Annotated in this window: 17 protein-coding genes, 1 tRNA gene and 2 pseudogenes; 12 read left to right on the top strand and 8 right to left on the bottom strand. The window is 45.7% G+C overall.

Annotation, left to right across the window (positions count from 1 at the left end):
- Positions 1–45: 45 nt before the first annotated feature.
- The 4 genes from BJP37_RS05130 to BJP37_RS05115 form a co-directional block, all read right to left on the bottom strand.
- On the bottom strand, positions 46–1,680 hold the full coding sequence (locus tag BJP37_RS05130) for a CHAT domain-containing protein (protein ID WP_075897003.1): 1,635 nt from the start codon (positions 1,678–1,680) through the stop codon (positions 46–48).
- A 207-nt stretch (positions 1,681–1,887) separates the two neighbouring features.
- Positions 1,888–4,353: a PP2C family protein-serine/threonine phosphatase gene (locus BJP37_RS05125; protein WP_075897001.1), complete on the bottom strand. Its 2,466-nt coding sequence runs from the start codon at positions 4,351–4,353 to the stop codon at positions 1,888–1,890.
- A 244-nt stretch (positions 4,354–4,597) separates the two neighbouring features.
- Positions 4,598–4,843: a DUF6737 family protein gene (locus tag BJP37_RS42165; RefSeq protein WP_075896999.1), complete on the bottom strand. Its 246-nt coding sequence runs from the start codon at positions 4,841–4,843 to the stop codon at positions 4,598–4,600.
- A gap of 187 nt (positions 4,844–5,030) precedes the next feature.
- The gene (locus BJP37_RS05115; RefSeq protein WP_075896997.1) at positions 5,031–5,369 is read right to left on the bottom strand and encodes an NAD(P)H-quinone oxidoreductase subunit M; all 339 of its coding nucleotides are present in this window, start codon (positions 5,367–5,369) and stop codon (positions 5,031–5,033) included.
- Between the two features lie 478 nt (positions 5,370–5,847).
- Between BJP37_RS05115 and BJP37_RS05110 the strand changes: the two genes are divergently transcribed.
- The 5 genes from BJP37_RS05110 to BJP37_RS38525 all read left to right on the top strand — a co-directional run bounded on the left by BJP37_RS05110 (position 5,848) and on the right by BJP37_RS38525 (position 12,109).
- Complete coding sequence (locus tag BJP37_RS05110; protein ID WP_075896995.1) at positions 5,848–6,786, top strand: hypothetical protein; 939 nt, start codon at positions 5,848–5,850, stop codon at positions 6,784–6,786.
- 711 nt (positions 6,787–7,497) lie between these two features.
- A complete protein-coding gene (locus BJP37_RS05100; protein ID WP_075896991.1) occupies positions 7,498–9,561 on the top strand; it encodes a GAF domain-containing sensor histidine kinase in 2,064 nt (687 codons plus the stop codon).
- Positions 9,562–9,695: 134 nt separating this feature from the next.
- Entirely contained in the window at positions 9,696–10,028 is a 333-nt protein-coding gene (locus tag BJP37_RS35680) for a hypothetical protein (protein ID WP_143727476.1), read from the top strand.
- Between the two features lie 215 nt (positions 10,029–10,243).
- On the top strand, positions 10,244–11,923 hold the full coding sequence (locus BJP37_RS05095) for an ABC1 kinase family protein (protein WP_075896989.1): 1,680 nt from the start codon (positions 10,244–10,246) through the stop codon (positions 11,921–11,923).
- A gap of 33 nt (positions 11,924–11,956) precedes the next feature.
- The gene (locus BJP37_RS38525; RefSeq protein ID WP_158069430.1) at positions 11,957–12,109 is read left to right on the top strand and encodes a hypothetical protein; all 153 of its coding nucleotides are present in this window, start codon (positions 11,957–11,959) and stop codon (positions 12,107–12,109) included.
- 39 nt (positions 12,110–12,148) lie between these two features.
- Here the strand turns inward: BJP37_RS38525 and BJP37_RS05090 are convergent.
- The 4 genes from BJP37_RS05090 to BJP37_RS05075 form a co-directional block, all read right to left on the bottom strand.
- Positions 12,149–12,221, bottom strand: a tRNA-Glu gene (locus tag BJP37_RS05090).
- Positions 12,222–12,303: 82 nt separating this feature from the next.
- Positions 12,304–12,852, bottom strand: coding sequence for an NYN domain-containing protein (locus BJP37_RS05085; protein ID WP_075896987.1), 549 nt, complete (start codon positions 12,850–12,852; stop codon positions 12,304–12,306).
- Positions 12,853–13,098: 246 nt separating this feature from the next.
- A complete protein-coding gene (locus BJP37_RS05080; protein WP_198953961.1) occupies positions 13,099–13,767 on the bottom strand; it encodes an energy-coupling factor ABC transporter ATP-binding protein in 669 nt (222 codons plus the stop codon).
- Between the two features lie 22 nt (positions 13,768–13,789).
- Positions 13,790–14,056 (bottom strand): UPF0367 protein family, encoded by a 267-nt coding sequence (locus BJP37_RS05075; protein WP_075896983.1) that lies wholly within the window; start codon positions 14,054–14,056, stop codon positions 13,790–13,792.
- Between the two features lie 249 nt (positions 14,057–14,305).
- On the opposite strand from BJP37_RS05075, the gene psbD reads away from it, so the two are divergent.
- The 7 genes and pseudogenes from psbD to BJP37_RS05040 all read left to right on the top strand — a co-directional run bounded on the left by psbD (position 14,306) and on the right by BJP37_RS05040 (position 22,301).
- Positions 14,306–15,364, top strand: a complete 1,059-nt coding sequence (psbD, locus tag BJP37_RS05070) for a photosystem II D2 protein (photosystem q(a) protein) (protein WP_008183309.1) — start codon at positions 14,306–14,308, stop codon at positions 15,362–15,364.
- A 512-nt stretch (positions 15,365–15,876) separates the two neighbouring features.
- The gene (locus tag BJP37_RS05065) at positions 15,877–16,158 is read left to right on the top strand and encodes a 4a-hydroxytetrahydrobiopterin dehydratase (protein WP_075896981.1); all 282 of its coding nucleotides are present in this window, start codon (positions 15,877–15,879) and stop codon (positions 16,156–16,158) included.
- Between the two features lie 484 nt (positions 16,159–16,642).
- Positions 16,643–18,580 carry an iron uptake porin gene (locus tag BJP37_RS05060; protein ID WP_075896979.1) on the top strand — a complete coding sequence of 646 codons (1,938 nt, stop codon included), beginning with the start codon at positions 16,643–16,645 and terminating at the stop codon, positions 18,578–18,580.
- Positions 18,581–18,882: 302 nt separating this feature from the next.
- Positions 18,883–19,866 (top strand): annotated as a pseudogene (locus tag BJP37_RS05055) (IS200/IS605 family accessory protein TnpB-related protein); the annotation flags it as partial.
- 110 nt (positions 19,867–19,976) lie between these two features.
- A pseudogene (locus BJP37_RS05050) lies at positions 19,977–20,385 on the top strand (transposase family protein); the annotation flags it as partial.
- A 131-nt stretch (positions 20,386–20,516) separates the two neighbouring features.
- Positions 20,517–21,467 carry a cysteine synthase A gene (gene cysK, locus BJP37_RS05045; protein WP_075896973.1) on the top strand — a complete coding sequence of 317 codons (951 nt, stop codon included), beginning with the start codon at positions 20,517–20,519 and terminating at the stop codon, positions 21,465–21,467.
- 132 nt (positions 21,468–21,599) lie between these two features.
- Positions 21,600–22,301, top strand: a complete 702-nt coding sequence (locus BJP37_RS05040) for a J domain-containing protein (protein WP_070391381.1) — start codon at positions 21,600–21,602, stop codon at positions 22,299–22,301.
- The last annotated feature ends 122 nt before the right edge of the window (positions 22,302–22,423 follow it).

The following is a 22,423-nucleotide window of genomic DNA, read 5'->3' as shown; positions in this document are numbered from 1 at the left end:
AACAGCATAAGCTTGAGTTTATCTTCGGCACGAGGATAGTCCTACTCAAGATTCTGGGGAGTCAATAATAAACTCAAAGATCTGACCACGAGGACCACCAAACTTAAGCTGAATACCCGACCTTAGCTGAACTTCCTGATGATGAACAGTTTTCCAACCATTATCGATCAATATTCTCGTACCATTACGAGAAAAATCCCTCAAGAAGTAAGTTGGATCCGAGCCTTGGTCAGTGAAAGCATCACGGCAGATAATTTCAGCATGTTGCTTACTCACACAAACTTCGGGAATCACCAAATCGTTGTGAGATTGTAGGCGTCCCACTCGCATCAATCCACCTCGAATCGGCCAGACCTGATCGGTTTTTCCTATGGAACGCAAAGACGCAGTTGGGGGTGGATTTTCAAGCCAGCTTGAGGTGATGGTGGGCAGTTCTGTAATTCCTTCTCCCACCGGTTGGATTAACTCCCCTTCAAACTGAGGATGCATATAAAGGATAGGCAAGGTCCAGGCTGGTTGGTTAAACTTGTAAAGGGTCAACATGTGCTGTCTGGCCACAGCTACAGCATGGTCAATTGGCATGCGCTCCGCCAAGGCTTGGGCGAATGATTGAATAAAACTCACGGCTTCTTGGTCAGCAATGGAGTCCCGCATCCCCAAAACGGCTGGGACACCGTGGTGAATAAGCACCTCAGCTAAACTACTACGGGGAATGGTTTGGGAATTCACTTGGTCAGGTTTGGCACTCCAACAGGCATTGAATACAGCTAAGGCAACCTGGGTGCGCACCAGAACCTGAGCCAATTCCGTACCACTAATTTTCGCATCCGAGCGTAAAAATAGCAAACCTCCGTCTGGTGCGCTTTCACCATGACCAGCATAGAATAGGATGTTATAGGCACCAGTTTCGAGTGCTTTAATAAGTTCAGCTGGTGTCGGTTGTATTAGTTTTGAGACGTTGCAGGTAACTGCTGGAACGGATTGGTTCCTAGAAGTTTGAGCGGCTCTACCAGCTTGAAGGGCATTTACCAAGGTAGCCGCTTCTTTTTCGAGATCCAAATTGGTAGTCGAACCATTTAATTTTTGAACCTTCTCTCCTAGAACTAACAAAATATTGAGAGCCTGGTGGGAGCGCAGGGGTTCGAGGGCGTCTACATCACTAGTGGTGCGACTAAACAGGATTTGCTGAGAAAGGGAAATTGCCTGTTTACCCGCCATGGGTTGCATAATTTCCCAGGGGAGGGGAATGAAATCTGGAGCGCGGACTTCCAAGCGCAGGCGAAGGGGTTTATTTTGTCCCAAGGCAATGCCTTGACTTCGTTCGAGGGCATTGCGAATTGAGCCTTGAAACAGCCACTGCCAGAGGTCAATGCCCAAACCTTGCATCAAACGACCACTATAGCTAATCTCCGGACCTGTAGCACCGTTTTGATTCTGTGAGGGCAAAGTGGTCGGATACTGGTTGTGATGACCACTAATCGGCACATGGTTTGAAAATGGAGAAAACATGTCCTGCCAAGCCAGCCAGGACTTAGTCATATATTCAGACCAAGTAGAATCATGATGAACCATACCCCCTGGGTAAGGAGCTTTCAGCACCCAGATAGCCAAGTTTTCTCTGCCAGCGGCAGATAGACGAGCGATCGCTAAACTGAGGCAAGGATTTTCGATACCAGACATTAAAGGTTCATCATTATAGGGAATATACCGATGTGAGGATCAGTCTATCTAGTGTTGGGTGGTATTGGCGCTATCAATAATGAGGAATTGGTCATTAATAGGACATCATTAGTTTTCAGTTCTTAGTTGAGGAGTTGAGTGGTTAGTCAGAAAGCTTTGGTGAGCATTAACTTAAAAGCGATAAGCTTTTGACTACTTGCTCAAGACTTACGGAGATTGAATAGGTCTAGGGGAATTAGACGGAGGGGTATTTTTCTGACATTGACTGGCTTGTGTTGGGGTTGGTGTAAAATCACGAGCCATCATAGGTAAAATCTCCTTTTCTCTTATCCACCCTTCCTGTCCCTGTGACACCAAGGTAGCAGAGGGTTTAGTCTGCTTAGAGTTTAACGGTACTGAGGATGAGCCAACTTTGGGGGAGCTAGCCATTTGATCCGATGGAATATCAGTTGTGTTGGTTCCGGGTGAGCAAACTCTTAATTTAATCCACCAAGTCTCTTCCTGAGGATACCTTTTTCTGGCAATAACCTGCAAAACGCTACCAGCAGGAACTCTCCCAAGGATTGATTGCTTTTCAGGGTTAACCAAAAGTTGTACAGTTTGACCCACTGTTCTAATAATATCTTGGTTTTTAATTAAGGCAGCTGGCTTAGCAAGGGTCACGGACTCAGGAGTTTGTCCTGGGATAGCTTTAGTTTCTGGACTCTGTGTAGGGGTGGTTTTAGAACCGGTTAGTTCTTGCCCCTTACCAAGACTAAAAACCCCACTCAGGAAGCGATTTATCTGTCCACTCGCCTTTAGACTCAACACTGGACTCAACAGATAAACGACTACCCCCCCTAACACCAAAAGCACGAATATTCCCAACAACAGTTTGCCAGTCTTCTCAGGAGAGGTTGAAGCTGAATAATGAGGATTTTGGTCACCAGATGCATCCCCCTCTTCCATGAGGTTAAGTGTGAGCAACGCTGTTTTTTGTTCATCAATAGAAGCGGGTTGCTGATCACTCTTAACGTTTAACATTAGAGTATTGTTGGTCTCGAGATTGCCAATGGATTCTAGCTGTGGGGGTGATAGTTGGATGGGCATCGAAGGCTGGCTTGGTGTGACTTGACAGTAAATCAACCCCACCGTGACATTGTCGTGTCCGTTTTTGGTATTAGCAAGTTCAATGATTCGTTCTGCTGCTTTTTTGATATCAATTTGACCGTCGAGAATGGGCAGGATTTCTGTTTCCCAGTACTGCTCGACTCGGTCATTGTCACTAAGACCATCAGAACACAGCAGAAACACACAATCTTCATCCAACACCAAGCGCTGTACAGTCGGGTGTAGTGTGGTTGATGAACCCATCCCTAACGCTTGGACTAGGGCACCAGATGTTGGTTGTTGTAGAGCATGTCGGTAAAGGGTATATCCAAGCCGCACTTCTCTTGTGGCTAAATCATCATCTAGAGTAACTTGGTGACAACCATGGCGACTCACCCAATAGATTCTGCTATCCCCGACATGGGTAATGTATATTTCATGGGCATGGGTTCTAGCCATGACCAAGGTTGTTCCCATACGCTGCCGATCAAATCGGTTCTCATGATCATTGCGTTGGCTAATGGAGTCATTGGCAGCACAGACAGCATTTTCCAATTCCAGGCTTAGAGTGGTTGGGTTCCACACCTCCAGTTTAGCTGGCAGTTGTTTGAGCTGTTGTCGCAGAGTGTCAATTGCCAGTTGGGAGGCAATTTCACCACCTGCTTGTCCACCAATGCCATCGCAAACCATTGCGATCGCTTCTTTACCTCTTGAAGAGCTAATTAGCTTACCATTAGGAGGGTAGCAAGCGTCTTCATTGTGGCTACGACCTGGACCGGTATCAGTAAGAGTGAGAGTCTTATAGGTTCTCGATTGCCATGACCGGCATTCAAACAACCCTTTCGCCAGTAATGCTAACAGCTGCTCTGATGTCTGTATCTGTCCTTTTGTAAGCTGGGAACAGAGTTGTTGGTAAAACTCACGAATAACAGGGGAAGCTCCCTCAAGCAGTTGTGACCACAGCTGACCCAGCTGTTTTAAGGTTGGTGCTGGCGTTTGATCACCCTGCAATTCCAATAACCTTAGCAAGGCTCCTTCCACCCGCACCAGGTTTGATTTCAGTAAGCTAGACGCTACTCCTTCTCGGCTCAACGGTTGCCATAGTGAAGCCCATTGCTGCAGCCAGTTGAGTTGGCGTATTGGTGAGGCATCTTTCCAGACGCTGGTCAGTTCTGGTGACAGTTGTCCAATAGTATCAATGTTCCCTGTGGCCTGAATTGGTACTCCTTCGAGTAACCAAACCTCTTTGTTATGCCTTGGCTTCGGTGTTAGCAGACCATACACTTGAGGCAGGTGTAATCCATAGGAAACCAGTCTCAAGTATGGGGTTATGGTTTGAGGAATCTCTAGTGGGGTCTCTGGCGGTACCGCTGGTTGAGTATCTAAAAGAACACGAGAGTCAATCAGGAGGTAGCGCTTAGCAATAAGTTCTCCCGGTTGATCGGCTTTTATGCCTGACCCAATAGCCCACAAGTATCGTCTAAGCAGCGGCGTGCGACATTTTTGGCAGAACTTGTTGGTCTGGGGATTGGGAGCCTGACATTGATGATTTGGGCAGTGGAGCGTTGCCGCCGGATTGTCCATGAAACTCTTTGCTGCTAAAGATAGCCTGATGGAACCGGGTTAACATTAGCACAGCTTTCTTTGAAGGAGTTATGTGCCCACAAAGGAAGTGCCAAAATCAGCCCATTGATTAAAGATTGTAGCGCTTGACTTACGGGCTGGTTAATGATCTGCTTCTATAATGAATGAGTTGCGCTTAAAGATTCGTTCGCAGCAATGGTTACCGAGCGGGTCTATGGGCAAGGTCAGGATTAAGTTTTATGTATTAGTCATTGCGCAATATTGATGGCTTACCCTCACTTGTAGCACTACTCTTGATTAGCTCAGGCCAGATCAGCAAAAAGTAGGTCCACCAAAGCAGAATTGGTATAGCAGCTAGTACTGTTATCCAGATGGTTTTGAAAACTAGCCAGATACTTAATATGATCAGCCCTCCGGTCAAGATTATTGACCAGGGTTGGCACCACCAAGGCTTATAACTCCAGGGATTGAATTTCTTTTGTGTAGACAAGATTAGTCTTCTAAGCTACCACGTCTTAGCTTGTTTGTATTAAGCAGAGGATTGATTAATAAAATCATTTAAAGGTCAAGTCAACCAGCTACAGTGTGGCGGGGGATGAAGGCAGACAGCCGATAAGCGTTATTCGCTACCGTTGTGACTTGGTTTGACAGCAGCTTGTCAGCCTATCTGCTAGTACCTAATTCTGAGGTTCTACTTGGGGCAACCCCATACTGTAATTAATCACTCTGCTTTCGGTATTGTAGCTAATTTGTCCATTTTGCAAAAGCGATCGCACAAGGTGTTCTAGGTCAGAACCGATACGACGGAGGTTGTATTCGGTTAAATCAAATCCACTGTAGGATTCAACCAAATCATCGAACTTCCGGTAAACCTGCTGTAGAGCGTCTTCATTCCAATTGAATTCGTTATCGGGGTCAATGTCTAAGGTTAAGACGTTATCGCTCCCGACTAGTTCGTTATTTTTTACCTCTGCTGTATAGATTCGGACGTGACGAGTGGTGGACTTTAACAGCATCTAGAAACCTCCTGCACACATTTTATATTTTTTCATCTTTTCAGGCATTAGTCAATGGTTACCATGTGAATTCCGGGGCAAACCCATCAAATATAATAGTAGGTTTCCCTGCAACCGTAGACAGCCGTGCAAGCTGCTGTTGACTCCCGCCGTGTGGGCCATTGGCGCTACTTGATGTGATCTATATCTATTATTTTTCATTATTATGAGGTACAAATTTCTGGGTAATCCGGAGTCGTAATTCCGAAGTCATGAGTTTTTTAAAATTTAATATGGAGTATGTTTTTCCGGGACTGGTAGGTAAAAAATGTACCTCATTAATATGATATTTATTAGAACCGCCTGAGTTTTAGCAGTGGTCTCCATGGGGGAATAAAAATGAACAATACATGTACTAATGGAAGATCCTGGTACTCTAAAGGGAAAAACTATATTAAGTAAAGTCAAACACACTAATCCAATGTCATAGCTAAAAAAAATGTCTGGTACCATGGAAGATATTGCTAGACAAGCCCACCAGGGTAGCGTGGTGGCAATTATTCAAACACTGAATGAACGATTAGCCGATTTTGGGGTGAGAACTAGAGCCATTCTGGCTGATGGTGTATTGCAAGTTTTGTGTGAAGCAGCAAAACCAGAACAGCTGGAACAATCGATTCTAGTCAGTCAAATCCAGGAAATTCTGGAAGAGATTTCACCGCGTAACATTCGTCGTGTCAGGATCAACAGCCGCATCGTGCGAGAGGAACAATTACTCTGGTTAGAAGAAATTAGCCGTGACCCAGACAATCAGCTGTTATGGTACGAAGACATCACCCTTACTAGGCCAAATTTCTTCAAGCAACTGGCTCAAACCTTCAACAATCGCCAAAACCTACCGAGCCAGCAACTGGCTCTAACACCAGGATTTTCCCGTCAACTGAGCCAAAAAAAACTACCGAATCAGCAACTGGTCTTACCGCCAGCTTCTTACAGTCAACTACGTAAAAAAGGTCGATTGCGGCAAGGTGTTGTGATTGGGTTAGGTTTGGGTTTATTCCTGATCGTAGTAGGTTGGTTACTTAATGATTGGTTTGGGAGGGAAATCGAATCCCTAAACCCAACTCAAGCCGAAGATTGGGCAAAAGACCCAGCCAATTCTTCTTCCGAGGGATCTTCTAGTAATCCAGACCCCCCCTTTACTCAGGACCCCTTTACTGAGGCAATGCGCCTAGCTCAAGAAGCAGCCGCAGCAGGCGAAAGTGTCGAAACCTCAGCTCAATGGTTAGATGTGGCAGCTAAGTGGGAACGGGCATCAAATCTAATGGAGACGGTAAAACCTGATGACCAACGCTACCAGATAGCTCGTTATCGGGTTATACTTTATCGAAAAAACAGTGAGGAAGCTCAAAAACAAGCTAGAAAGAAGCGTTCCTAGTGGTGTTGAATTGAAGTTTTAAATCAGTTTTGTTTAAAAAACGGTATAAAAAGGTGCTCAAGGTGTTTAAGGTGTTGAAAATTAATCGATGTCAATCCCAAAGGTGCGACCCAAGGCCGCGAGCAATCCCTCGCGGCCTTGGAAAGCGCAGCTTGGAGAGATATCTGGAGTTTCTCAATTCTCTCCTGGGTTTCCAGGTACTAGTAGTCTACCCAACTCAGAGGCGCGCGCCTTTTGGGATTTTTACGCTCTGTGCTTAGGTCAAAACTCCAAAAAGCCCTCACCCAATCTACCGATCAAAATTAATTGGTTAAACGAATCTCGAGCAGTAACCATTTTGATATCGCGGTGCGCGCCCGTTCGCGCCCCGCGTCGGGCTTTGCCTAAAGGCGCGACCCAAGGCCGTGAGCAATCCCTCACGGCCTTGGAGGCGCGACAATCACGCGAATTAAATTCGACGACTGTAAGCGCACCGGGGGCGAGTTTAACTCAACTGTGACGATTACATGATGGGAGTTGTGCCACCGACCCACAGCTTCTCCTCTAACCAGACTGATGATTGAACGGGTGTGTCGGTCGGTTGTCGTAAAAAACTCCAATCTCTTGATCAAAAGCACTCTGATGCCGGGAACACTAATCCTAGCGAGATTACTGTTTTAGCAGTAGTTGCTCTAGTCAAGACAAGTATTCACAAGTTGTGCAACAAGCATAATGGATGCAGAAAGCGCGATTTTTGCCCCAAGAGTAAATTCCATCAACTCCCGTCTCTCAGGTACATTTGAACCAACCTTTAGCCAGGAGCATCAAGGTTCACTCATGCCTTACCCGACAGAGTTAGCTCAGATCGGGCAACAAATTGCTAAGACGATACTAAATACCTCAGAAACGCAAACTCTGTTGGCGATGCTCGCCAAGGCTATAGGAGAGAGTTTTCAGGTGGATAACTGTTTAATTGGGGCGCTGGCTAACCCTAGCACTACACCCCAACTAGCCTGGTGGCGTGCTGATCAACACCTTGACCCAGAACACCGATACTACAAAAATCCAGTGCAACTGCTGGAACTCATAACCACAGAGGATGACTTAGGCAGGGACTCAGTACTGGTAATTTCAGATTGGCAAAAATCCGATGCTTGGTCTAACTTAGATTTGGGTGAAGAAGTGCTATCTGCCAGGGCAATCCTGAAGACCTCCACAAAGTTTCAGTCTGTAGTCAACGGGGTAATTGTTTTAGGAAAAGCCCAGCCTTACCAATGGACAAAGATAGAGCAAGAACAATTAATTGTTGTTTCCCAATGGGTATCGGTAGCAATTTCTCAAGTTCAGCTAACCCACCAAGTGAAGGCGGCTACTCGAGACCAAACTCTGCTCAACCAATTGAGTCAAGTGATGCATAGCTCTCTCAATCTCCTGGAGATTTTCCAGATAGCTACCACAGCTGTTGCTGAAGCACTTCAGGTGTCACGGGCACTACTGCTACTGTTAGATCAAACGAATCCCCTGTTTTGCTCTCTACCAGGACAGCATTCACCAAAACATGATCTGACAGTGGTTTGTGAATGGTTAGAGGAAACCTCGACTACTGATCTATTTTCAACAGGAGACGCACTGTTAAATCAATCCTTCCCAGTTTCTGAGTGTTCTTGGTACCAAGAGGCTCTCAAGCAAGCCCCTGAACCGATAGTCATTACCCATAGACCAGATCACCCGATTGGTAAATCTGACCACCAGAGCATCTCACTCCTAGATCAGCTCCTATTGCCAGGGTTACTGATCTGTCCTCTGGTTGGGGCAGATAATCATGGTTTGCTATCCGTTAAGGTTTTGGGGTTCTTGGTCTTGCAAAATACTCAACCTCGCCCTTGGCTAGAGAATGAAATTAACTTGGTCAAGTGGGTCAGTACACAAGTTAGTAGCACTATTATCCAAAATCAGACTCTCCAGCAAGTACAATCCCTTGTTGAAGAACGCACGGCTCAGTTACAACATAGTCTGAAAGTTCAGGCAGAGTTATACGAAAGAACTCGCCAGCAAATGGGTCAGCTAAAAGAATTAAATCGCCTCAAAGATGAATTTCTCAGTAGCATGAATCATGAATTGCGGACACCTTTGACGGCAATGAGTCTAGCGATTCGGATGTTGCGTCAACCCAAACTTGATCTTGAGCGTCGTGCCAAATATCTAGAAATCCTTGAGCAACAGTGTAATCAAGAAATTGAGCTAATTAACGACCTGTTGAGTCTACAGCAGCTGGAATCTGACCAGTCCCAACTGCACTTGCAAAGAATTGACCTGATGCCGATGATTAAGCACTTGGCTAAATCCTTTGAGTACAAATGGGCGGAGAAAGGCTTAACCTTAACAATCAATAGTTCACTACCATCGCTGTTTATCAACACCGACGCTGAAAGCCTTAACCGTATCTTGCTGGAACTTTTAACCAATGCTGGTAAGTATTCTCACCCAAATACTACAGTGGTGATTGAGGTAACTGAGCAAATCCAGCAATCGGTGAAGCAGATTGTGATGAGTTTGAGCAATATTGGTCAAGGGATCTCTCCAGAAGACCTCAAACATATTTTTGATAAATTCCATCGCGGTCAGGGGATGACCCAAAGGGCAGTTCAGGGTACTGGTTTGGGTCTAGCGCTAGTAAAATGCTTAGTGCAGCATCTCAATGGGACAGTAGATGTCTCCACTGGCCCGTCTGACACTCCTCGCACGTCTCGGGTATCTTTCACAATTACTCTGCCCCAGGTTCAATCTTTTATTTGACACTCCCCGGCCTGTTCGCGTAGCGTCGGCTTTGCCGAAAGGCACGAGGATTCCTAGATCAACGAGCCGCCGTAAACCGCCGAGTTCCAATCTTTGACGCCGCCAAAAACAGGACAATACTCAACCAAAAATCCGTGAAAACACCAAATTCCCAGTTAATTCACGACAGACCTAGAGGGCAGTTCTCCTTAGGCGTTCGAGTACTTGCTGGAAGTGCCTTAAAAGTCCGTTTGCCTTCCTTTTCCTCAGGTTCCGGTGTGCCCCACCGTACCTTGTTTAATCTCAAAAGTGATTCTTCTAGGTTCACACGCCAACGGTTAATTGACGGTTGGGTTTTTAAAGAGGACTTTCCCTACCCTCTAGGCATTACTTCTTTGTGGTCGTTCGCGCAGCGTCGGCTACGCCGAATCAGTTACGGGTCTCTCTCCCGGCTGAGCCAACGGTTTTTCAGCCTGTACCTATCTTAATTATACATCGGCTTTGACGATTATTCCAGAAAAGTCGTCCTAGAAGGACGAGGCTTTAAACCCAAGATTTTTGGTAAAACTTAGTCATTAGTAAGTAAGAAGGCAAAACTAATGACTAATAGCTCGGAAGACTAACTGGGAAGAATAGGTATTAAAGCGGATATGATCTGATTTATACTCCCGGATTGGATCGGAGTAACTATGAATAGCTGAGTATGCTCACAACTGATGCGCCCAAGCCACCACGTTGGCAACAACCTAACTATTCCCCCCTGGCTCGCCAGATCGATATTTTTACTGCGGCAGCGCAGTTTATGGTTTATTTATGGTGGGACAAGGTATCGGCTAATAATTCCCCCAAGCAAAGAAATCGTCGAGCCCAGTGGTTAGTTAGAAAGCTCTTAGACTTAGGTCCAACATTCATCAAGATTGGGCAGGCACTATCCACACGCCCTGATTTACTTAGCTTAGAATATGTGAATGCCTTGGCGCAATTACAAGATCGGATCCCAGAATTTAGTGTAACCGATGCTATAACTCTAATTGAATCAGAACTGGGTCACGATATTCATGGTTTGTATCGGGATTTTGAGCATTTTCCTCTAGCCGCTGCCAGTTTGGGACAAGTTCATAAAGCCCGATTGCACACTGGGGAAGATGTAGTCGTTAAGGTTCAGCGTCCTGGCTTAGAAAAGCTATTTAACTTAGATTTTGAGATTATCCATCGATTGATTCGTTTTGTCAATCGATTTGTTCCGGGAACCAAAAAATATGATTTGGATTCCATAATCCATGAGTTTTTTAACCTGCTCTATCAAGAAATTGACTACATCCATGAAGGGAAGAATGCTGAGAGTTTTCTTCAAAATTTCAGCAATTATCCTCGCATTAGTGTCCCGAAAGTCTACTGGCGATATACAACTAAAAAAGTTTTGACTATGGAGTATATGCCGGGAATTAAAATTGATGACCGTCAGACCCTAGAATCCCTCGGCATAAATCCTAAAGAAATTATTCAGCTGGGAATTTGTTGCTACCTCAAGCAGTTATTACAAGATGGCTTTTTTCAGTCTGACCCTCATCCTGGAAATATGGCAGTCTCTGCAGAGGGCAGTCTGATTTTCTATGACTTTGGCACAATGCTGGAGGTCAAGTCCATGACTAAAGACCAAATGCTCCAGACTTTTTTTGCTGTACTGCGTAAGGACACTGATCAGGTAGTTAATAGTTTAACTTACATGGGGTTAATTGAACCCATGTCAGATCTCAAGCCAGTCAAGCGATTAGTTGCTTTTCTACTGGAAAAATTTACCGAAAAGCCCATAGAATTACAAGCTTTTGAGGAAATCAGTAGCGAACTTTACTTAATGTTTGAGCAGCAACCTTTTCGCCTACCAGCACAACTGACGTTTATTTTAAAGTCACTAACAACTCTTGATGGGATTGCTCGTGCCCTAGATCCCCAATATAATTTGTTAGTTGCTACTGAGCCTTTTGTTAAAAGCCTGGCTGTTTTTCAAGGGCGGGGGAATATAGTGGGGGAACTAGCCAAACAAGCTAGGGATTTTGTGAAATATAACTTACGTAAGGCTAGCCCTACCGAACTAGCCATTCGACGCTTAGAAGAGCGGCTCGAGCTGGGGGAGTTACAATTGCATGTGCGTTCTGTAGAAAGCGATCGCACTCTCAAGCAGATCACCCTTGCTCTAAAAAGCCTAATTTATGCTTGTTTAACTGGATTTACCCTGGTAGCTGGTACTATTTTCCTCTCAGGTCCTCATAGTGGATGGGCGATAGCCGCCTTTGCCTTTTCCGGATTCTGGTTTTTGATTTTGCTGCGTTCTCTGATTAACTTAGCCATTAGAGAAAGACTGGATAGGTTAGCCCAAAGGTAGGCAATCTGATTGCAAATCGCCTACCTTTAACTCTTGTATGTAAGCATTCAGTCGTCAGCCGTCAGCCGTCAGCGGTCAGCCGTCAGCCGTCAGTGGTCAGCGGTCAGCCGTCAGCCGTCAGCAGACTTAACTCAGATTAAACCAATGCTTACCTCTTTTATTAAAAAGCTGATAGCTGATAGCTGATAGCTGAGTGCTTACTCTTGTATTTTTCGCTTCTTTAGATACCCCCAAGGGAATTCGAATCCCTGTCGCCTCCGTGAAAGGGAGGTGTCCTAGGCCTCTAGACGATGGGGGCTTGTTGATTTCACTTTTATAAGTGTAGTGGATATTTTGGTTTGTGTCAAGTGTTTGATCAGGAAAATTTTTTTCCAGTCCCTTTACTTGATTTTATTTCGCAACTGTTCTAGGCGCTGCTGAGCCTTGGCATCTAAGGAATTTACTAAAAAACGACCACTAGAGGATTTCTGTGGTCGGTATTTGCGGCGGGTTCGACGAGCTGTGAATTCAACATCGCTGAGCAACTGCTGGGAAGACATGCACTGAGCACCATACCCCACAACCGTCAATTGCTCTGCCCGATCTGAGGTAGCGACGATCAGACGTTTAGTGGGTTTAACAAGATTGGTTCTATAGGAGGCGCAAAATTTTTCGATGTAAGTGTCTGCTGTCTCCCCGAAATCGGTGTAGTAAACCGATAAGTGATTAGTTATCACCTCACGACTGTTAGGGGTATTGAGTGAGTGAGCATCAAAGACAATCTCAGTGTCATAGCCGACAAAGGCACTGTAATTGGCTAGGGTCTCAATTAACTCTTGGCGAGAACTCATGAGACCATCACGATCACGGGTATTTTTCAGGAAAGACCAAGAGCCAATGACGTTATAGCCATCAACTAGTAAAATAGCCAGCGGTGAAGAACAGGACATTTTTCATGGTATTATACTGTTTACCGTCCGTATGGACTAAATATTAGCGCTAATTTTAACATTTCTTTATTTTAGTATAAATTGCACTTGAGCAAAAGGCAAAAGGATTGAGCAAAAATGACACTCAACATTTAACTATTAACATATAAACTATTATAGTCACAACTTTAAGTATTATAATTAACGCTTAGCAGTTAACATTTAGCCGATTACAAACCCTACGACTTTCTGGAAACTTCCCGAGAATCAGTGATTATGACTTACCAGTCTTTGCTTCAGGCGTTCCGGTTGACCTTGGTCAATGACCCGACCCTGGTCTAACAAAAATGCTCCATCACAATAATCCAGCTCATCCAAGCGGTGGGTAACCCAAATGGCTGTCAATCCTCGACTTTTGACTAAATTTCGCACTTGTGACACTAAATCCATCTGGGTATCTGGATCCAGTAGGGCAGTGGGTTCATCTAACAATAAAATCTCGCACTGTCTTGCGATCGCACCAGCGATCGCAATTCGCTGCTTCTGACCACCGCTGAGGGCATAGATCGGGCGTCGCTCTAGCTCTAGTAAATTCACCGCAGCTAGAGCTTCTTTTACCCGGGCTTGAACTTGAGCTAGGTCGAGCTTTTCGGCTACCAGTCCAAAGGCTACATCGGCACCTACGGTAGGCATGACTAGCTGATGATCAGGATTCTGGAAAACAAAACCTGGTGAACCGGCTAGGTAAATGTCACCGGATTGGGGGGACAATAAACCAGCCAGTAATCTAAGTAAGGTTGATTTACCACTGCCATTGGTTCCCAAGAGCATCCAAAATTCCCCCTTAGGGACTTCCAGGGAGCAAGATTGCAAAACTGTCCCCCCTTTAGGCCAGTTGAAGCCAACCTCTGTTACTTGAATTGCTGGTTGATTCATTAATATATCTTGCTCCATGAATTTATTCAGCCATGGCAAAGAAGCCGGGAGTACGTCCTGAGCCTGTGGCTCCAGATTTTTGAGAAATAATTGCTGCACTAATCTGATCGCTGAGAACGCCAATTTTCTTCTCTGGCTGGTGATCGCAGCTGAGTTCTAACAACTGAGGATGCCCAGAGCGCATGGCTGTCAAAATTTCCTGGTAGGTCGCTTGCGCCTCTTCTTCTGACTTACGTTGCACAGACAGTGGCATGGGTGTATTCCTTAGAATCAAGTCAATGGTGAACATGGAGTATCAAGCTGTAGCGCGTTCTATTAATGTACTTCTTCTTATCTTAGACCCCAGCCCAAACCGGCGTAAGAGCGGTATCTTGGGTACAGTTATTACCTAATTTTTTTTTAGGGGGTAGCAAAATTAAGAATTATGACATATTATGATAGTTATATTAGACGAAGTTTACTTTTCTTTACTTAGACTGCCTTTAATAAAGAAAGTAAATCGCCTTACCGTACTTATATATATCTGGAGATCCTTGCTATGACAGTAGCAGTAGGACGCGCCCCCAGCACCAGAGGATGGTTTGACATCCTCGATGACTGGCTCAAGCGCGATCGCTTTGTATTCGTCGGCTGGTCCGGCATTCTATTGTTCCCCTGTGCCTACATGGCTTTGGGCGGCTGGTTGACTGGTACCACCTTTGTGACTTCTTGGTACACCCATGGTTTAGCATCTTCCTACCTAGAAGGCTGCAACTTCCTGACCGTAGCAGTATCATCTCCTCCCAACAGTCTGGGACACTCCCTGCTGCTATTGTGGGGACCAGAAGCTCAAGGAGACTTGACCCGCTGGTTCCAACTAGGAGGGTTGTGGAGCTTTGTGGCATTCCACGGAGCGTTTGGTCTAATTGGGTTCATGCTGCGGCAATTTGAAATTGCGCGTCTAGTAGGCATCAGACCCTACAACGCGATCGCATTCAGTGCGCCGATTGCAGTATTTGTCAGCGTGTTCCTGATGTACCCATTGGGACAGTCGAGCTGGTTCTTTGCTCCTAGCTTCGGAGTAGCAGGTATCTTCCGTTTCATCCTGTTCCTGCAAGGCTTCCACAACTGGACACTGAATCCCTTCCATATGATGGGCGTAGCCGGGGTACTAGGTGGTGCTCTGCTGTGTGCCATTCATGGGGCAACGGTGGAAAATACCCTGTTCCAGGATGGGGACAAAGCAAACACCTTCCGGGCGTTCAACCCGACCCAAGCGGAAGAGACCTACTCAATGGTCACCGCTAACCGCTTCTGGTCTCAAATCTTCGGGATTGCCTTCTCCAACAAGCGCTGGTTACACTTCTTCATGTTGTTTGTGCCAGTAACTGGCTTGTGGATGAGTGCAGTGGGAATTGTAGGTTTAGCATTAAACCTGCGAGCCTATGACTTCGTGTCCCAGGAAATCCGGGCAGCAGAAGACCCAGAGTTTGAAACCTTCTACACCAAGAACATTTTGCTGAACGAGGGTCTACGGGCTTGGATGGCTCCGGCAGACCAACCTCACCAAAACTTTGAGTTCCCTGAGGAAGTACTGCCTCGCGGTAACGCTCTGTAAGACTCCAAAGCTGATCCCGAATTAAGGTTAGCGCTTGGATTTTCTCAAAGCCCCACCAGGAGGTGGGGCTTTGAGCAGTTCTAGAAAAAGAAAACTGGAACGCTCTGAGCAATATTAGGCGAATTTATCATGATCCTAGTTTGCAGAGGTTGCAATTTGATCGATAGTCTGTTAACTTAAGGAAAGGTGATAATCCTGGAAAGGTAAAAAAAACCGCTTAGGGATTAAAGGAGGTGATGCCCATGGAAGATAGTAGTAAAATCATGGGTCATCTGGTTGGAGTTAGCCGGCTGTGCGCCGGGGCTGTTCTCTAGGAGTTAGCTGGATTCTCTACGGAGAATCTATATGACTGCTTAGGCAGGGCTACCTAAGAGTTCCTCTCGGCAGCCTGGTTTCAATCAGAAGACCCGCTAGACCGCTCTCACACCAGGTGTTATGGATTAACCAAAACACTAGCCGTGAGAGCGGATAGTTTTATGTATGGGATTGTTTAAGGAGTGCATCTAACAATCATGGCTCAACTACTCAGCGATGCAGAAATTCAAGCCAAGGCGAGTCAGCTAAAAGACTGGAGTGTGGAAGGGAAAACCCTGCGTAGTAAAAAGACATTCAAGGGTTTTGTAGAAGCGATCGCGTTTGTGAATAAACTTGTTGACCCATCTGAAGCTGCAGAACACCATCCTGACCTAGAGATTTCCTACAATAAGGTAACGATTACTTTAACCACTCATGATAGTGGTGGCTTAACCTCGAAAGATTTTGACCTAGCGCAAGTTATTTCAGAGCTGGGTTAATATGCTTTAAATAACTCTAAACCTAAGTGACAATCGCCTTAGCAATAGACCCCAAGCCAGAAGAAGTTCATCCACTGGCAAAAGAAAAAAAGTTTGTATAGCACTTTGTCGATAAAGGCTATAGTATAAGAATTGTTCCTCTAATAAATTGTTCCTGTAATAGGTTAATAGGTTTTATCGCAATAGCGCTGATTCTTAGATAAAACCAAATACCGGTTTAGGCTGTGGAAAATCGGCTAGCTGGAAATTAACAACGCCAACAAGAAAAAAGTAACGATCCAGCTAGGAATTTGTATAGTCAAGGTCGGTCGGGAAGTTTTGAACCTTCCCAAACGGGATGATGTATTCAATAACCGTGAAGATATCATACCGTAAGCATTACGAGATGTGGCTAATGCCCTCGGTTGTAACATCAGCTTAGTATCCTCCGTGATTAATCCGGAGGAGAGTTCAATAATTTTAAAGGTGTGAGGATTAAGAGAAGATGTCTAAACTACTGTTGAAGTCCCTACTGATAAGTCCTGCTGTAGTGGGTGCTGCTCTCGCCCTTGGTACCAATGAGGTACAGGCAGCCAACAAGGCCAACTCGTTAACAGTTGAGAGTCAAGTTACTACGGAAGCTGCCCCACTTCAAGCTGTCCCAGTAAAGACAATTGCGATCGCTCTTCAGAGCGCGCCAAAGGCGAACGCGGCGGCCCCCACTGCCCCAGAAGTAAAGGATACGCCAGTTTTTTCCACGGAGATGGGCTCCAGCTTGGGTGAGGGAACATCATTAACTTTAAAGGCCGATACCCTAGTTCCTAAGGTAGACGTACCGGAGGCAGAAACAAAAATAGCCCAAGCCGTACCCTCAGCCTCAGATAACAGCCAGCTGTTAAATCAAATTCAACGCTACGGTAAAGAAGGTAGTAACAGCCAAGATCAGGTAACTAGCGTTTCCCAACTGCGGGATGTTTCCCCTGGAGACTGGGCTTATGAAGCTCTGCGTAGTCTGGTAGAGCGCTACGGTTGTATCGCTGGTTACCCAAACCGCACCTTCCGTGGCAACCGTGCTACCACCCGTTATGAATTTGCGGCTGGCTTGAACGCTTGTTTGAACCAGATTGAGCGTTTAATTGCTGCTAGTACTGCTGACTTTATTACCCGTGAAGACTTAGAAACGCTGCAACGGCTGATTCAAGAGTTTGAGGCAGAACTGGCTACCCTCGGAGCACGGGTCGATAACCTCGAAGGTCGAGTCGCATTCCTAGAGGATCACCAATTCTCCACTACTACGAAACTGGAAGGGGAAGTGATATTCGCCCTGACCAATAACTTTGGTGATTTTGGGGAAGATGACAATAACCAAGTTGTCTTTGGTGACCGGGTTCGTTTAGTTCTCGACACCAGCTTCACTGGTGAAGACAGTTTGGTAACTCGTCTGAGTGCTGGTAACCTGAATGCCTTCACAGCGGGGGGTGAGATTACCCCAGAACTCACCCAGACCTTTAACACTGAGATTGATGGTACTGGTGACGGGAACGATATAGGGGTTGACTGGTTAGCCTATTACGGTGACATTCCTATTGGTCCGTTTGGTCAAGTATCAACTTACATTGCTGCCTTTGGTGGTCGGCATGATGATTACGTTCCTACACTCAATCCCTATTTCCAAGACTTCGATGGTGGTAGTGGCTCTCTATCCACGTTTTCTCAACAAAACCCCATCTATCGGATTGGTGGTGGTGCTGGTTTAGGGGTTAGCTTCCAACTTGGTTTACTAGAGAGCGTGATTGGACCAAGTACTGTCACACTGGGTTACCTAGCTGGGAATGCTTCAGATCCTGATGAAGGGGCAGGTCTGTTTAATGGTGATTATTCTGCCTTGGGTCAGTTGAACTTCAACGTCAACGACCGGATTGGTGTGGGCTTTACTTACGTCCATGGTTTCCATAAAGAGGACAGTGCCATATTCAGCAAAGGCGCTGGAGAAAATGGTATCGTAGGTACCCGTGCTGCCAACTTGAATCAAGACGCACTTCTTGCTAGTCGCCTAAATGATTCAGCTGACAAGGTAACCAACTCCTACGGAGCAGAATTAGCCTTTCGCCTCACCGACAAGATTTCCTTTAGTGGATTTTTCAACTACACCGATGTGATTGTCATTGGTGAAGGTGGTGGTGAAATTTGGAGTTACGGCGGTGGTTTAGCCTTCCCCGATTTTGGCAAAGAAGGTAGTGTGTTAGGTTTATTTGGTGGTGCAGTGCCCTATTCGGATTTGAATGAGATTGAGACACCAATTCACATAGAAGGCTTCTACAAGTATCAGCTATCCGATAATATCTCTATCACTCCTGGTGTGATCTGGGTGATTAATCCAGAGCAGAGTGATGATAATGATGATGCTGTGATTGGTACCATCAGAACCACATTCACGTTCTAGAGACCTTGGCTAATTGCCCCTGGTGCGCTTGATCCATTAAGAATTAAATTCCCCATGGGTCGCACCGCAAGGAGTATTGACCATTAGTTAGTTGACTTTTCCCTGCCTCTAGGCGGGGATTTTTGTTTGAACAAAAATGCGACGCATTCCCCCACCTGGCCGTAGGCCACGCTACGCGAACGTTCAGGTGGGGGTTAAGGAGCAGGCTGTTGCTAGTTGTTAAAAGAAGGAACATTAGTTATTCGATTGCCCTATCACCTTCGGTAGAGTAAAATAATAACTGTAAACGAGCTTTTAAATTAGTGAAAACGCCGACCAAAGTTATACGAACCGACAAGTGGCAACTTAACCCGACTCCAGGTCAAAAAGTACTTTTTGGAGAAACGGTTAAGATATATCGCCGTGCTTGTCGGTTTTTGGTTGGCATCATTTACACCCATTGGGCGGAACTAGGTACTTTAACAGCCGATCAGTTAACTCCTGCTGTTGAGAAGCTGATGCATGAAACGGCTAAACGTCCTAGTATAAAATACCCCCAGTTCAACAAAGCTTTTTACAAATTTCCCAGCTATTACCGTCGTGCTGCGTTCGCTTTCGCTGCTGGTCAAGTTAGTAGCTTTGTCACCCGTTACCGAGAATGGCAGTCGGGAAATAGAAAAAGGCGTAATGCCAGCCCTCCACGGCTAAATGCTGAGACTGGTTGTTACCCAGCTCTCTACAAAGGACAGTGCTACAAACTACACGACTTTGATTCGGCGAAGCCGACGCTGCGCGAACAAGTCGAAATCAAAGTTTTTGATGGCTCTGACTGGATTTGGACTGTGGTTAAAATTACTGGGTTAAGGGAACGCCACCAAGTAGCAACCAATAAAATGATGTCCCCTTCGTTGATCTTCAATGAAAGGTACTGTCATCTGTCTGTTCCGTTTGCTTGTAAGCCAGAAAAACGTAAACCAGAAGCGAATGTAACTGCTGTAGATTTAGGAATCAATACCACTGCAACAATAGCGGTTGTCACTGATGACGGCACTGTAATCCACCGTGATTTTATCCATCCGGGGAGAGACATAGACCGTCGAGACAAGCGGCTAAAATCCGTATCGGTGCGGGCATCCAAAACAATGGGGAAGGGCGGAAAACTTCACAAAGGGTTCTGCTCTAAAACCTATCAAAAATGCCAAAGAATCAACCATCAAATCGGCCAGGTTGTCTCCAAGCGAATTGTTGAGATTGCTCTTGAGTTTAATTCGGAAGCAATTGTTTTTGAAAACCTCAAGGGATGGTTTGAAGTTACCGTAAGAATAGTGGAGCCTTTACAGTTGGCAGGTTATGCATAAAAGGGTTAAAGATTATTAATTAAGGCTCCACTATTCTAAGGTTTCGTCTCCGGAAACCAAAGGGTGGACGGAAACGGTCTAACTTGCGGCAAAGATTCCACGGGTGGCTTAAAGCAAAGATTCGCGATTTTACTGAGATGAAATGGGCAGAGCTAGGAGGCAAAGTAATAGAAGTTGTGGCGGCTTACACGTCCAAGCTTGCTTACGATGGTTCTGGTACGGTTAAACGGGACTCAAAAAACTATGCCCTAGCAACCTTCCCTTCAGCTAAGCGGTTCAATGCCGTTCGCGTAGCGTGGCCTACGGCCAATCTAAACGGCGCTTACAATATCGGTGCTAGAGGTGTGTTTAAACTCACTTACAGAAATGGTAGTGAGGGTCGTAAAGCGCAAAAGTTCTGGACGACCGCCTAGAAGCTGGGCTTGTCTCTGTGATTTGTGGGCTAGGGCTAGCTCCAGATTAGCATAGGACACCCCCACCTGGCTATCGCCACGCTACGCGAACGGCGACAGCCAGGTGGGGGAAGCTTCATGGGGTGAAAGTGTCAAAAAATACTAGGATGATGGAGAACAACTAATAACTCAGAATTTCCAACAGTTATGCGAATTGCTCCAAATATTACAGAACTGGTTGGTCGGACGCCTCTAGTACAATTGAACCGTATTCCTCAAGCAGAAGGCTGTGTGGCTAGAATTGTAGCCAAGTTAGAGGGAATGAATCCATCTTCGTCTGTCAAAGACCGGATTGGTGTTAGCATGATCAATGCAGCGGAGCAGAATGAGTGGATTACCCCCGGCAAAACTATTTTGGTGGAACCGACATCGGGAAACACAGGTATTGCTCTAGCAATGGCAGCGGCAGCCAAGGGTTACCAACTGATCCTAACCATGCCAGAGACAATGAGCATAGAGCGACGGGCTATGTTGCGAGCTTATGGTGCTCAGTTGGAACTGACACCAGGTAGTGAAGGGATGGGTGGCTGTATTAGGCGAGCTCAGGAAATTGTAGAAACCACATCCAATGCCTATATGCTGCAACAGTTTCGTAATCCAGCTAACCCAAAAATTCATCATTTTACCACCGCTGAAGAAATTTGGCAGGATACAGAAGGACAGGTGGATTTCGTGGTGGCTGGAGTTGGTACGGGTGGTACAATTACTGGGGTTGCTGAAGCGATCAAAAAACACAAGCCCAGTTTTAAAGCGATCGCAGTTGAACCAGCTGGTAGTTCTGTACTTTCTGGAGGGTCTCCAGGACCTCACAAAATTCAGGGTATCGGTGCGGGTTTTATTCCAGAAGTACTCAAGGTTGAAGTTCTTGACGAGGTGATTACAGTTACGGATGATGATGCGATCGCATACGGTCGTCGTTTAGCCCGTGAAGAAGGAATTCTTTCCGGAATTTCCACTGGAGCCATACTATCAGCAGCGATTCAAGTTGCCAAACGTCCAGAAAATGAGGGTACCCTGATTGTCATGATTCAACCGAGTTTTGGGGAACGCTACCTAAGCACCCCCCTGTTCCAAGAGCCGACCGCCACCACTGATTAGTTTTATGGGGCAAGGCGCTTCGATTCACTAGTTATCCTAAAACCTCTGGAAATCTATGGAAATATTGGATTGAGCTTACTTGGTACCTTAATTATACTATCGCTGCCGGTTTAAGTAGGTTTAGTGTACCCCATGTCAGAATCCAATCACTACCAGACTCTGGATGTTCACCCCCACGCTACGACCCTAGAAATTAAACAAGCCTACCGACGGCTAGCCAAGCGCTTTCATCCAGATAGCAACAGCCCCACCGCTGATCCCGAAAAAATTATCCAAGTTAATGCTGCTTATGAGGTACTCAGTAACCCTGAGCGACGGCGTTCCTATGACCAAAAGAGGAATTACTTTCAGGATTCATTAGAGCATCAGAATCGACAACAGCGAACAGCTCATGCCCAAAGACATTACCAGCATCATCGGCAAAAGGGAAAAAAGACTGATGCCCAGCTAGGGTACTGGCTGCAGCAAATTTATCAACCTGTAAACCACCGGATTAGTCATATCCTTGAGCCTCTAGAGGCTCAACTCGATGAACTCTCCGCTGACCCGTTTGATGATGAACTCATGGCAGAGTTTGAAGCTTATCTGGAAGAGTGTGGTGATCATCTCCATCAAGCTCAGAGCCTGTTTCATTCTCAACCTAATCCTGCCACCGTTGCCAGTGCTGCTGCTAACCTCTACTACTGTCTTAATCAGTTAGCAGATGGGATAGAAGAATTAAAGCTGTTTACCCTTAACTACGACGACTACCACCTACACACAGGTCAAGAACTGTTCAGAATTGCTTCCCATCTGCTCTGGGAAGCTAAAGACACAGTTAAAGATTTTTGGTAATGGGTAAGCAATAGGATTTTTCTAGCTTACCCATTACCAAAAATCCATATTAGTTGAAAAAAATGGGTCTAAAACCCCGTCCTTCTAGGACAGCTTTAAAAAAGTTTTGGCGTTTGCGGAAT

The sequence above is a fragment of the Moorena bouillonii PNG genome (assembly GCF_001942495.1).
In the GTDB taxonomy this organism is placed as follows: Bacteria; Cyanobacteriota; Cyanobacteriia; order Cyanobacteriales; family Coleofasciculaceae; genus Moorena; species Moorena bouillonii.
The sequence above is the reverse complement of the archived record's forward strand: the minus strand, read 5'-3'. Positions and strand labels throughout refer to the sequence as shown.